The organism is Frankia canadensis, assembly GCF_900197875.1.
Lineage (GTDB): Bacteria > Actinomycetota > Actinomycetes > Frankiales > Frankiaceae > Frankia > Frankia canadensis.
The window spans coordinates 17,151-29,221 of sequence record NZ_FZMO01000246.1 but is presented as its reverse complement, the minus strand read 5'-3'; the positions used below and the strand labels follow the sequence as shown (position 1 = coordinate 29,221).

The window sequence follows — 12,071 nt, the reverse complement described above, 5'->3', positions numbered from 1 at the left end:
CGGCTTCTCCTAACACATCGCTAACACGCCTTCGCGGCGATGATGGCGAGCATAGGAAATGATAGGGCGCACAGCATCTGGCCTGCGGATTCCGATGGAATTTGACGGTTGAGAAAGCGGGGTCGTTTCAGATGCAATAGAAGGGGCGCTCCGGTCGGGATGCCCTCGAACCCTCGGCCGGAGTTGCCCCTTCCATCACCACACCCCCCGGGGAGGCTGCCAGTGGGGAAATGGGAAGACGATTTCTTTGCCCAGGTGGATGCGGAGCTGGGCGTCTGGGAACGTGACCAGCTCACGTGGCATCGCGCCTCGGGTGCTGGTCCCGACGCGGTAGAGATCGCGCTCGTTGAGGATCAGGGGATCGCCGACATCGGATCGGTTGCGGTACGACACGCGGCCGCTCCCGGGGGAAGCGCTCTGCTGTTCTCTCCGGTCGAGTGGTCCGCGTTCATCACGGCTGCCCTCGCCAGAGAATTCAACTTCTCGCGAACCGTGATCCGTCGCGGTGGCAGGCCCCGCAAGCGCCGCCCGGGTGTGAGTGATGGGTGAGCTGACCAGCTCGGGCAGGGTGGTGTGGGCGGTGTCGATCATGGAGGGTGTCGAGCGGCGCACCGCAGGCGCTATCGGCCCCTTCTCCTCGGCTGCCGACGCCAACGCCTACGCCACCGAACGCAATTACCCGGACTGGATCGTCGTCCCCCTCGTGTGGCTCTCCGATGCCGAGAACCTGGAGACCCTGTGATCACGGAAAAGCTCTGGCGTTTCCGCACCCTGCCGCAGATGGACCTGCCCGACCGGGACGGCGTGATCGTGGCCGAACAACCGACCTACGTGGTGACGCTGGACCTCGCGGAGGTCGTGGTCGACTTCATCCCGGTCCGTCAGGACGCTCTGCTGCGCACCGCCCTGGGCTTGGCTACCGTGCCGGGGATCGGCACCCTGACCATCCATCGCCGGGACGTGCCCGCGGAGAGCACGATCCTCGCGTACGCCCTCGCTCAGCGGCTCCGGTTGCTGTCCCGGTCGATGGGCCTGGTCATGATCGGAGTCGAACCCGACGATCCCGAGGCGACGCCTGAGGGTGGGCACGTCGTCCGCCACGGGGTTGAGCTACAGACCCCAGACGGATCGCGGGTCGAACGCGGGGTGTGGGAGATCATGACCCCGCACCGACACGCTGCCTGGGTCGACACCAGACGCTAGCGGTGGGATGACCCCTGACGCGGGGTGTACTCGCCGTGCGTTGACCTCGGGCACCATGAACGCTGCCCTGTGACGTGTCGATGTCGACCTCATCGATCGCGCACACCAGAAAGCCCCGCCCGAATCACCGGTGCGGGGCTTCTGGTTGGGCCTACGACACCTTGGCCTCGGTAGCCTTCGCCCGGTCCCGGCGGCACTTCGCCCGAGCGCTCTTGGTCTTCTCGTGGCTGCACCCGTCGTGGCTGACGTTCTGGCGCTTCGGCTTCGCGGGCACCTCCTCGGTGACGACCTCATCAGCCACGACCTCGCTGGTCTCGGTCACGGGCTCGTCAGCAGCGGGGGGGTGTGGAGGTCTCGGGCGTCGCCTGGGTGGCTTTGACAGCCGGGGTATTGGTCGCGCGCTTCGGTGCGGTTGTCGTAGTCGCTCCTTCACCTGAGGTGATGGGCGGAACGTACGATACGAGAGCACCTGATCTCAAGGGCGACATGTCGACATCTCGGCAGTGTCCGCGCGATGCGGGTTGCTCGGCGCATGATGGGGCAATGGTGGGGAGTACGGTCGTCCTTGACCGAACGGAGGAGCTGCGCGTCTGGCTCGGCAGCCACGTGTTCAGCCGAGTCGCGGGATCGGAGGGTCCAGCACGTCGCGAGCGGATCTTCGCGGCACCGGGGGAGCGCTGGTTCGCCGAAGATCGACCCATCCGCCGGGTACACGGGGACGCCTCGATGTTCGTGGGCGGGCTGCGGGCTTTGCTGCTCCAGTCGCTGCACCCGCTCGCCATGGCGGGGGTCGCAGAGCACTCGGACTACCGCCATGATCCGTGGGGACGTCTCGCGCGCACCAGCTACTTCCTCGCGGCAACGACCTTCGGCCCGGCAAAGGAGGCCGAGCGCTCCGTCGCCCGCGTCCACGCGGTGCACCGGAGAGTACGGGGCATAGCTCCGGATGGACGCCCCTACGACGCGTCCGACCCACACCTGATGCGGTGGGTTCATCTGGCGGAGACAGATAGCTTCCTTGCAGCTTTCCAGCGCTATGGCCACACCAGGCTCACTCCCGAGGAGTGCGACGGCTACGTCGCCGACACGGCGGTGATCGCGGGCCACCTCGGCATCCCGGATGTTCCGCGGACGCGCGAGGAGCTGGATGCCGCGCTTCGCGAGTACCGACCGGAACTCGCCGGGACCCCCGAGGCCCGTTCGGCTGCCCGCTACCTACTGCTGCAGGCACCCCTGCCCCTGCCCGCGCGACCGCCCTACACCGCATTGGCCACGGCTGCGGTCGGACTCATGCCGGTCTGGACGCGATGGCCTCTCAGGCTGCCCTACCTGCCTGCGGCTGAGGCAACGGTCGGGCGTCTGGCTGGTCAGTCGATCGTCACGACGATCCGATGGGCCACTCGCCCCCGGGGCACCTGAGGCAGGGTGTGGCGTCCAGCCACGGGTAATTCGGGGTGTGACACGAGCGTGTTGAAGCTGTTGCCCCGTACTCTCCGCCAGGGGGTGCAGGGACTGTAACAGCAAGCCCGCAGCCCACCGACGAACATGGACGCGTCGGCGTGCACGCGGCGGATGGGTCGGTCCTCGGCGAACCACCGTTCTCCCGGAGCGGCAAAGATCCGTTCGCGACGTGCGGGCCCCTCGGCACCGGCTCCTCGACATCTCCGGACCTGCTGCCTACATATGCCGGCTCCGCGGGCTGTACCGCCTCGCAGGCAAGGCTCTGGAGAAGGCCGAGAGCGATCAAGTCGGCCGCGGTCATGACCACCGTCACCGGGTGTTACGCGCAGCCTTCGCCCGAACCCTCGCCGCGTGGCCGTGCAGCGCGTCGAACACGAGGATGCTCCTCGCCGTTCACCTGACCACGAGCGGTCCGTCAGGTATCCGGACAAGTCCTCCTTGAGATCAGCTCTCCTCGTCTCGTACGTTCTGTGGCGAGGGGACAACGCCCCGTGTGGGTCGACACCGACGCGCACGGGGCGTTGCCTGGGGTCACCTGTGCAGGCCCGGTCACCCCGACCGCGGTTCGCTGCCTCTCAGCTCAACGTCTGCCCGCCGTCGACGGCGATCTGCTGACCCGTCACGAACCGGCCGGCGTCAGAGAGCAGGTAGGCCACGACGCCGAAAGCATCCTCGGCCCCACCGGTGCTTTTGATCGCCTGCTGGTCGGCGAGCCAGTCCGGGGGACGCCCCTCGCTGGTCATCGATCCCGTCATCTCCGTCGCGAAGAAACCGGGAGCGAAGGCGTTGACGCGGACGTTGTAACGCCCCCACTGCTGGGCCAGCTCGCGGGTGAGATGAGCGAGCCCCGCTTTGGCCGCACAGTACGCAGCCTGCGGAATGGTCGGGCTGGTGGTGGTGATCGCCGCCGTCGACGTGACGTTGACAATCGATCCCCCGCCCTGGGCTCGCATGGCGGGCAGCACGCGTTTGGCGAGATCGAACGGCGCTACCAGATCAACCTCGAGCACCTCGCGGAACTCCTCGGTGCTCTGCCGCGTGGCAGGCACGCCGCTGCCGCTGATGCCCGCGTTGTTGACCAGACCGTCCACCCGCCCAAAGCGTTCCAGCACGGTGGCCACCAGCCGCTCGCGGTCGGCGTCGACCCCCACGTCGCAGGCGACCGCGAGTGTGTCGGCACCAGGCAGGTCCGCGACGAGCGCCTCGAGCCGATCGCGTCGCCGGGCCGTGGCGACCACCCGCGCCCCCACGGTGGCCAGTGATCGGACGAGGCCCGCGCCGATCCCGCTGCTGGCCCCGGTCACCACCACCACCCGCCCGCGCAGATCGAACACGGAGCTCTCGGCCTCCACCACCGCCTGCGCCTCAGACATCGGAGGTGGTGACGTCAAGGTGAGGCAGAACTTCCGATTCGAAGAGCTGGAGGCTGGCCCATGCCTTCTTCGGTTCGGTGCCGCCGAAGAGGGGACGCAGGACCAGGTGGCCCTCCGGGCCGAGTTGCCGGGCGATCTCGAGGCAGCCTTCGGGGCTGACGATCTGATAAGCGCCGCCAGCGCGTAGATCGTCAACGGACGAGATTGGCGGGTACCATTCGTTCGACTTCATTGCCGAGTCGGCAATCCATTGGGCATAGGTGTTCGCGGCGTGCAGGAGATTCGGGCCGACCTCAGCCCAGGCCGCCTCCGGATCGTGAGTCACGTACAGGAACGTCGGGCCGCGCGGAACCCACTGGCCCGGGTCGCGCCCCATCTTCAGACATTCGTCCCGGTAGAACTCCCAGATGGTGGGGTCGGCGGGGTCGAAGTCGTCGGCGAGGTGGGCGGCACGCCGGGCGGAGACCTCGGCAGCGGCGCCCATGACGATCGGCAGTGGCTTCTGGGCGGGAGTCGGCGTGACCGTCACCGTGCGTCCGCGGAACTCGAACGGCTCACCCGTCCAGGCCTTTCGACAGGTCTCGACGGCTTCGATGACCCGGCTGGGCCGTTCACGCAGACTGACATCGAAAAGGTCGAACTCCGCCTGGCGGTAGCCGGCCGCGAACACGGGGGTCATACGGCCACCGCTGAGCACGTCGGCGACGGCCAGGTCCTCGGCGAGGCGGAGCGGGTGGTACAGGGGGGTGAGCAGGATCGGGCGGAACCGTATCCGGGAGGTGCGCCCGGCGACGGCGGCCGAGGCGACCACCGGAGACGGCAGGTAGCCGTCCGAGGAGCAGTGGTGCTCCCCGAAGTACACCAGATCGAAGCCGATGCGATCAGCCCACTCGCAGATATCGAGCATGGTGGCGGCGAGCTCCGACGAGCTGGCCGTGACGAAGTCCGGACGCCTCAGATCGAAGGACAGTCGCAAACGGGGCACAGGTGTTTCTCCTTGCAGTCATGGTGATTGTTGGTGGCCGGCTTCCGCGGCCGCGGTGCGGTTGTTCTGCCGGCTCAGGAGAACGAGGGCGCGGGCGAGTCGATCACGAGCGGCAGGGTCGTCATGCGGACCGCGACCGACACCTCGTGGGTGAGGTCGGACAGATCGCCGAGGTGGTAGTCGGGAATGCGGCGGTGCCATTCCTCGACGAGCACGCGCAGTTCCATACCGGCGAGGTGGGCGCCGGCGCACCGGTGTGGTCCCAGGCCAAAGGCGACGTGACGGTTCGGCGTGCGCTGCGGATCGAACTGCTCCGGGGACGGGAACGCGTCCTGGTCGGCGTTGGCCGCCGCGAGCAGAAGCAGGAGTCGGTCGCCTTCCTTCCACGGAATCCCGTGGAAGTCGACATCGGCGCGCACGGTCCGGGCGAGCAGGGGGATCGCCGGGAAGTTCCGCAGGGCCTCGTCGACCAGGCCCCCGACCATCTCCGGCGTACTGGTGGCGCTGTGGCGCAACGCCGGGTCCTCGGCGAGCCGTTTGAACAGGAACGCCATCGTCGACGCCGTCGTCCCCAGCGAGGTGCCGAGCAGCGTGTGGCACAGCTGAAGGATCTCCTGGTCGGTGAGGGGCCGGCCGTCGAGTTCCTGGGACAGCAGATAGGTCGGGATGTCATCGGCCGGCTGGCGGCGGCGCTCGGCGAGCACCTCCTCGAACATGGCGCGTACCGCGGCGACCGCGGCCTTGAGCTGCACGCCACCCGGGTCGTTGCTGGCGTTGAGCTTTCCCGGCAGCAGCCGGGTGGCGATGATCTCGTCGGCGCGCGAGAGCGGAAGTCCCATGTGCTCGAGGAAGACCTCGGCCGGAATGCGCAGCGCCACGTCAGCCATGAAGTCGCAGCTGCCTCGCTCGGCGACCTCGTCCGCGATCCTCGCGACGGACGCCCGGGCGCGCGACTCGAGCCTTTTCACCGCGGCGGGCGACAGCAGCGGCATGAGCAGCCTGCGTACCTTCGTATGATCCGGCGGATCCAGGTTCGCCGGCATCTGGAACACGTCGGGTGGGTCCCGGTAGAAGGTGAACGTCTCGCGGTTGGAGTAGCGGTCCGTGGCCTGGCTGATCTCCCTGAACAGCTCGTGGCGGGTGATGACCCAGAAGCCGCGCGCCGCGGTGCTGTAGAAGATGTCGCCGACCTGCTGCCCTGCCAGGATGGTGCCGAGGGGATCGTCCTTGAACCTCGGATCGCATTCCGGGTCAAAGTCTATGACCGGCACGCCAGCGGCGCGAGCGCGCGCCTCGGCGTCGGTTGACGAGACAGTGTCAGTGCTCATCAGTTCTCCTGGATGACGTGAGAGACGACGTTCGGTAACCGGCCTTCGCGGAGCGCTTCGGTGTGCGCGGTAAGCGTCGCGACGTCGGCCGGATGGGTGAAGATGCAGAAGGAATGCTCGTCGAGGGCGCTTCGCAGGACGTCATCCGCCATGACGCGCGGGTCCATCCCATAACGGTCGAGGAAGGCGTGGCTCGCCTGTCGGATCTTCTCGTCCACCCGCGCGCTGCCGTAGTCGGCCGGGCGGTTGAGGACCGCGTCCGCCATACCCGAACGGATGGCGCCCGGCAGAACGACCGACACCCGCACGTCGGAACCGACCTCGACGAGATCATGCTGCAGGACTTCGGCGGCCGCGAGCACGGCGTGCTTGCTGGACACGTAGGGCGCCAACGCCGGAAGGACCGTGACGGCGCTGTTCGACGCGGTGATGAGGACGTGCCCCCCGCCCGTCTCCAGGAGCCCCGGGACGAAACTGCGGATCCCGTGGACGACACCGAACACGTTGACGTCGTAGATCCAGCGCCAGTCGTCGACCGTCAGTTCCCAGGCGCGGCCCCGCAGTGACACCCCGGCGTTCAGGCAGACGACGTCGACACGGCCGAACCTGTCGCGGGTCCTGCCGGCAAGGGCCGCGACGTCATCGGCCTTGGTCACGTCCGTCCGGACGGCGAGGATCTCCACGCCGTCCGTCTGAAGACGTTTCTCCGCCTGCGCGAGTGCGTCGCCGTTGATGTCGGCGATCACCACGTTCATGCCCCGGTCCACGAGGCTGGACGCCAGCCCGAGCCCCAGCCCGCTCGCCGCCCCGGTGACAACGCCGACCTTCATGTCGTCCACGGCATCTCCCCATTTACTAGTCAGACGTCCAACAAGTAACATGGAGCGATGGTGACGTCAAGCACACGGCGCCCGAGACGTACGCAGGCGCAGCGGCGCGATGCTGCCCGCGCCGCCATCCTCGAGACCGCGGTCCGCCTGCTCGCAGGCGGCGGCTACTCCAACATGACGCTCGCCGACCTGGGCGAGCGTGCCGGCTACAGCCGGAGCCTGGCCGCCCACTACTTCGGCTCCAAACCGAAGCTGCTCGCGGCGATCATCGACCACGTACGGGAGAGCAGCCCACCATCGATGCCCGACACCCTGCGCGGGGTCGGGCGCATCGAGACCGAGATCATCAAGTTCTTCGACGGCCTGGTCACCGATGCGGAGAACATCCGCGCCTATATCGTCATCGCCCACGAGGCGGCGACGTCCCTGCCGGAACTCCTGCCTATGATCCACGAGCAGAACGTCGCGCTTCGGACACGTATCGAGGCTGATCTGAGGGAGGGCATCCGCGACGGTACGGTCCGTCCGGACCTCGAGCCCGTGTCGCTGAGTATCGCCATCACGACCATGATCCGAGGTGTTGCCTGGGAATGGTTCACCGACCCCAACCTCGACGTGATGGCCTGCCGACAGGCTGTCCTCGACCAGGTCCGCGTCCTGACGGCCACAACCACGTGACCCGTCACCCATATGCGCAGTCGCAGCAGGGGGCCTGGGCCGCGCCGGTAGCGGGCCGACCCCGAGTCGGGAGGTTCGATGACCAGAGAAGATGACGTCACACCCCACTTCGGCCCGGCCCGGTCGGATCCTCCGTCGGGGATGGGTGATCTCGAGCGGCTGATCGCCCATGACGAGATCCGCCAGCTCGCCGCGCGGTACGCGCTGGCGGTGTCGGCCGGCGACCTCGATGCCCTGGTCGAGCTGTTCGTCGAGGACGTCGTGGGCCAGCAGGGGCGGACCGGGCCGCAGGCCCTGCGGGATCTGTTCGCCGAGCACCTGCGCGCCACGCCGATCAACATCCTGCTGATCGCGGGGCACGTGATCAACCTTGCCGACGCGGATCACGCCGCGGGCACGGTCTCCTGCCTGGCCGAGCTCGGGGGCGAGGGGCGTTGGCTGCGGCAGGCCATCGCGTACGAGGATCGCTACGAGCGTCGCGCGGGCCGGTGGTACTTCCGCGACCGGCGCCACCATCTCTACTACGGCCTGGACGTCGCGGAGCGACCGTTCGCGCAGGCCGAGGCGCGGTGGCCACGCAACATCGTCGGACGAGGAACCGTGCCCATGCGCTGGGCGTCCTGGCAGCGGCTGAACGGGTAGGCGGCACGTCGCCGCAGCGCGGCGTTGCTCACATCGCCACTTCTGTGCCACAGTGGCCTAGAAGGGCGGGTCCCGAGCCGGGGGATTGAGGAGACGAAGGGCGGGTGGGGCGGTGACAGGGCGGCCGCGGGATCCCACCTACGACGAGCGCGTGCTCGCGGCGGCTCGTGACGAACTGGCGGATCAGGGCGTGGGCCGGTTCAGCCTGCGCCAGGTGGCGAAGCGCGCGAACGTGCCTCGCACCAGCATCGCGTTGCGCTGGCCGGACTGGCGCTCGCTGGTGATCGCCGCCCTCGACGTGTGGACCGACCCCCCGCCCGGCCACGACACGGGATCTCTGCGAGGGGACCTGCTGCTGCTGGCCGAGGACCTGCTGGTGGTGCTCGAGCAGCCGAACCTGGGCCTGCATCTGCGTCTCGGTGCGGACGCCGCGCGCCACCCGGACCTGTGGGAGCTGTATCTCGCGCGCACGATCCGTCCGCGGCTGCGCGGGGTGCGGATCGCCTTCGAACGTGCGGCGGCACGGGGGGAGATCGGCGCCGACGTCGACGCGGCGTGGGAGACCGACGCCTTCGTCGGCGCCCTGCTCATGCGGACGATGGGCCGCCGCCGCGGCGTGCGTCCGCCGGGACCGGCCGCGCGCCGGGCGCTGATCGACCGGACCGTCCGCGCACTCGCCTCGCTACAAGACACGGCCTCGCTTCGAGACATGGAGGACACCGCATGCAGCAGTTACGACCAACGATGAGGCCGTCCGGCTGGTTCCAGGTCGCCTGGTCCTCGGAGCTGCCCTTAGGTGGCGTGAAGCCGCTGCGCTACTTCGGTCAGGACCTCGTCGCCTATCGGGGTGAGGACGGCGTGGTGCGGGTACTCGACGCCTACTGTCGCCACCTCGGCGGCCACCTGGGTTACGGGGGCACCGTGGCCGGCGACTGCGTCGTCTGTCCGTTCCACGGCTGGCGCTGGAACGGCGAGGGGCGCAACACCCACATCCCGTACCAGGACCGGCCCAACACCAGCCGGCAGCTGACCGCCTGGCCGGTGATCGAACGGGACGAGTGCGTGTTCGTCTGGCACGACGCCACGGGCCGCCCGCCGGGGCGCGAGGTGCCGCACATCTTCACCGAGGTCGCGGAGCACGTCCGTGACCTGCCCTTCCATCCGGCGACGCCGCGGGGGCTCGTGCGCTACGACGACGTGACGATCCTTCCCCAGACCGTGGCGGAGAACGCCGCCGACCCGGTGCACTTCCGCTTCGTGCACGAGACCCGCGACATCCCGGTGGCGTTGCGCCAGGGCAGCGACGAGGACCGGTGGTTCATCCAGCTCGGCTTCGGCCGCAGATGGACCGCCTGGGACCCGAACAGCCACGACGGGGACACGCTGTCGATCGTGCAGGCGGGCATCGGACTGTCCTACACGGCACTGTCCGGGCATGACAACACCGTCATCCTGCTCGCCACCACGCCGATCGACGACCGGACCAGCACCATGTTCCAGACCGTCTGGCTGGAACGCCGCGACGGTGACGACGAGCCGGGCGTGCTCGACCGGCGGATGAGGGCGGCCACCGCCCAGCTGAAGAACGACATCGTCATCTGGTCGCACCAGCGCTATGAGGACCCGCCCGCCCTGGCCACCGTCGAGGGCCAGCTGTTCGGTGACCTGCGCCGGTGGTGCCGGCGCTGGTACCCGATCACCGAAGCGCATCCGGTGCCGGCGTCCCCGGCGCCGAGCGGGGCCTGACGGCGCCTGCTCCCGGGCGCCCGCCGTCGCCACGCGAGGCGGGCTTCATGATCACACGGAGTCATTTTTGTCGCCATGCGTCGCCGGTCGCCGGCGCAGCCGGCCCCGGGGCGGACGATCGACGAGGAGGAGCTCGAAGCCTTCGCCCGCGCGTACCTGGCATCGTTCAAGGTGCCTCGGCGATGGCGTGTCCTCGAACAGTTCCCGCGGACCGCGATGGGCAAGATCCGCAAGGTCGACCTGGCGGCTCTGCTGCGCACCGGCTGATCCGACGGCCTTGCCCCGGTTCGCCAGGGCGCGCTCGAGGCGGCATCGTCTGGAAAACTCGTGCCTGGCATCCTCCGGGTCGCACGCCACACACCTCCAAGGGGGTCACACGCCGTGACTGCTGTCAGTTCCTCGCCCGTGGAGTCGTCGCCGGGAAGCCGGCTGCTGGAGCCGGAGAGGGAGACCGCGTCGGCAGAGCGGATTCGCGAGGTGCAGCTGCGGCGGGCCGTCGAGCTCTCGCGCCTGGCGCAGGAGCGGTCGGCGTTCTATCGGGAGTCCTTCGGTGCCGCGGGGATCTCGCCTGGTGACATCGCCTCGTGGGAGGACTTCGAGACCCGGGTGCCGTTCATGAGCAAGGATGCGATCCGTGCGTGGCGGGACCGGACCGGTGACGGTTTCGGTGGCCTGCTGACGGTCGATCCGTCCGACGTCACGACGGTGACGGCGAGTTCGGGGACGACGGGCGATCCGACGTTCTTCGTGGAGCAGTGGCCCGGTCAGGTCTGCTCGCCGCTCACGGCGTGCTACCTGCGGTCGCTGTGGGAACTGGGGGTGCGCCCCGGGGACACGGTGCTGTGCAACCCCGCCGGGTTACGCGGTTATCTGGAGGACGGCTTTCGCGCCCTGGGTGCGGTGCCGCTTCTGGTGGACACGTGGATGGGGAACTGGGATGAGGTGGCGGAGGTGATCCGCCGGTATCGTCCGACGTATGCGCAGTTGATGAGTCCGCATCTGGTCGAGTTGGAGCGGTTGGCGCACCGTGGTGTGGATATGCGGGAGCTGATGAGTTCCTTCGTCGGTGTTGGTTTCGCCGGGGAGCCGTTGGGCGCGCGGATGCGGGAGAAACTGACCTCGGAGTGGGGTCTGAAGCTGTGGGTGTACACGAGTGCGGGTGACACGGGTCTGGCGTGGGAGTGCGGGGAGCACGACGGCTATCACCTGAACTGGGATGAGACGTTGGTGGAGGTGCTCGACGCCGACGGGCGGGCGGTGGGGGACGGGGAGGTCGGTGAGCTGGTGGTGACCGCGCTGGACAACGACGTCTATCCGTTGATCCGGTACCGTACCGATGATCTTGTGCGTCTGACGCGGGAGACCTGTGGGTGTGGGCGGACCTCGCCGCGGATGTGGGTCCTGGGGCGTGCGGGGGATGAGACGGTGGTGGCGGGTCGTGCGGTCCTGCCGCACGAGGTGTGGTCGATCGTCGAGCAGGAGGAGGAGACGGAGACCGGTCTGTTCCAGATCATCCGGCCGCAGCGTGAGGTCGAGCGGTTGCGGGTGCGGGTGGGATTTGAGGACAGTGGCGAGGTTGATCTGGCGGATCTGTGTCGGCGGCTGACGGCGTCGTTGTCGAGCAGACTGGGGATTCCCGCTGATCTTGTCGATCTCCTGCCGGAGACGGCGGACCAGTTGCTGCGTCGCGGCTCGGCGGCGAAGGTCCCCCGCGTCGCGAAGTCCTGAGGGGCGACGTTTCTGCGGGGCAGGGCTCCTGGGATATGACGAGCGGCCGGGCGGAGGGCGATCAGCCCCCCGCCCGGCCGTCGGTGACGTGGCGGGC

Annotated in this window: 15 protein-coding genes and 1 pseudogene; 10 read left to right on the top strand and 6 right to left on the bottom strand. The window is 68.6% G+C overall.

From position 1 onward, the window contains the following. Positions 1-222 precede the first annotated feature (222 nt). From C1A33_RS19270 to C1A33_RS19260, 3 genes are read left to right on the top strand one after another with little or no spacing between them, the layout of a single operon-like run. Positions 223-549 (top strand): DUF397 domain-containing protein, encoded by a 327-nt coding sequence (locus C1A33_RS19270; RefSeq protein WP_243407728.1) that lies wholly within the window; start codon positions 223-225, stop codon positions 547-549. Beyond that, positions 542-742, top strand: a complete 201-nt coding sequence (locus C1A33_RS19265; RefSeq protein ID WP_101832844.1) for a hypothetical protein — start codon at positions 542-544, stop codon at positions 740-742. Before C1A33_RS19270 ends, C1A33_RS19265 begins: the two co-directional genes overlap by 8 nt. Then, positions 739-1,203, top strand: a complete 465-nt coding sequence (locus C1A33_RS19260; RefSeq protein WP_101832843.1) for a hypothetical protein — start codon at positions 739-741, stop codon at positions 1,201-1,203. The genes C1A33_RS19265 and C1A33_RS19260 overlap by 4 nt, the downstream gene beginning before the upstream one ends. A 151-nt stretch (positions 1,204-1,354) precedes the next feature. Here the strand turns inward: C1A33_RS19260 and C1A33_RS35055 are convergent, their stop codons facing one another. Continuing rightward, positions 1,355-1,525 carry a hypothetical protein gene (locus tag C1A33_RS35055; RefSeq protein ID WP_165818470.1) on the bottom strand — a complete coding sequence of 57 codons (171 nt, stop codon included), beginning with the start codon at positions 1,523-1,525 and terminating at the stop codon, positions 1,355-1,357. A gap of 221 nt (positions 1,526-1,746) precedes the next feature. Here C1A33_RS35055 and C1A33_RS19255 point away from each other — a divergent pair, with 221 nt between their 5' ends. After that, on the top strand, positions 1,747-2,622 hold the full coding sequence (locus C1A33_RS19255) for an oxygenase MpaB family protein (protein ID WP_101832842.1): 876 nt from the start codon (positions 1,747-1,749) through the stop codon (positions 2,620-2,622). A gap of 75 nt (positions 2,623-2,697) precedes the next feature. Here the strand turns inward: C1A33_RS19255 and C1A33_RS36775 are convergent. From C1A33_RS36775 to C1A33_RS19230, 5 genes and pseudogenes are all read right to left on the bottom strand, one after another. After that, positions 2,698-2,888: pseudogene (locus C1A33_RS36775) on the bottom strand (hypothetical protein); the annotation flags it as partial. Between the two features lie 351 nt (positions 2,889-3,239). Further along, positions 3,240-4,019, bottom strand: coding sequence for an SDR family NAD(P)-dependent oxidoreductase (locus C1A33_RS19245; RefSeq protein ID WP_243407727.1), 780 nt, complete (start codon positions 4,017-4,019; stop codon positions 3,240-3,242). Positions 4,020-4,029: 10 nt separating this feature from the next. Further along, positions 4,030-5,022, bottom strand: coding sequence for an LLM class flavin-dependent oxidoreductase (locus C1A33_RS19240; RefSeq protein ID WP_133150732.1), 993 nt, complete (start codon positions 5,020-5,022; stop codon positions 4,030-4,032). Positions 5,023-5,096: 74 nt separating this feature from the next. Continuing rightward, positions 5,097-6,350 (bottom strand): cytochrome P450, encoded by a 1,254-nt coding sequence (locus C1A33_RS19235; RefSeq protein ID WP_101832839.1) that lies wholly within the window; start codon positions 6,348-6,350, stop codon positions 5,097-5,099. After that, positions 6,350-7,180 carry an SDR family NAD(P)-dependent oxidoreductase gene (locus C1A33_RS19230; protein ID WP_243407730.1) on the bottom strand — a complete coding sequence of 277 codons (831 nt, stop codon included), beginning with the start codon at positions 7,178-7,180 and terminating at the stop codon, positions 6,350-6,352. Before C1A33_RS19230 ends, C1A33_RS19235 begins: the two co-directional genes overlap by 1 nt. Before the next feature lie 57 nt (positions 7,181-7,237). Here C1A33_RS19230 and C1A33_RS19225 point away from each other — a divergent pair, with 57 nt between their 5' ends. The 6 genes from C1A33_RS19225 (at position 7,238) to C1A33_RS19200 (ending at position 11,974) form a co-directional block, all read left to right on the top strand. Further along, complete coding sequence (locus tag C1A33_RS19225) at positions 7,238-7,858, top strand: TetR/AcrR family transcriptional regulator (RefSeq protein WP_101832837.1); 621 nt, start codon at positions 7,238-7,240, stop codon at positions 7,856-7,858. 78 nt (positions 7,859-7,936) lie between these two features. Then, on the top strand, positions 7,937-8,500 hold the full coding sequence (locus C1A33_RS19220) for a nuclear transport factor 2 family protein (protein WP_207770386.1): 564 nt from the start codon (positions 7,937-7,939) through the stop codon (positions 8,498-8,500). A gap of 112 nt (positions 8,501-8,612) precedes the next feature. Then, positions 8,613-9,248 (top strand): TetR/AcrR family transcriptional regulator, encoded by a 636-nt coding sequence (locus C1A33_RS19215; RefSeq protein ID WP_165818467.1) that lies wholly within the window; start codon positions 8,613-8,615, stop codon positions 9,246-9,248. After that, positions 9,245-10,246: a Rieske 2Fe-2S domain-containing protein gene (locus tag C1A33_RS19210; protein ID WP_207770385.1), complete on the top strand. Its 1,002-nt coding sequence runs from the start codon at positions 9,245-9,247 to the stop codon at positions 10,244-10,246. The genes C1A33_RS19215 and C1A33_RS19210 overlap by 4 nt, the downstream gene beginning before the upstream one ends. Positions 10,247-10,321: 75 nt before the next feature. Continuing rightward, entirely contained in the window at positions 10,322-10,513 is a 192-nt protein-coding gene (locus C1A33_RS19205) for a hypothetical protein (protein WP_101832833.1), read from the top strand. Positions 10,514-10,627: 114 nt separating this feature from the next. Continuing rightward, entirely contained in the window at positions 10,628-11,974 is a 1,347-nt protein-coding gene (locus tag C1A33_RS19200; protein WP_133150731.1) for a phenylacetate--CoA ligase family protein, read from the top strand. The last annotated feature ends 97 nt before the right edge of the window (positions 11,975-12,071 follow it).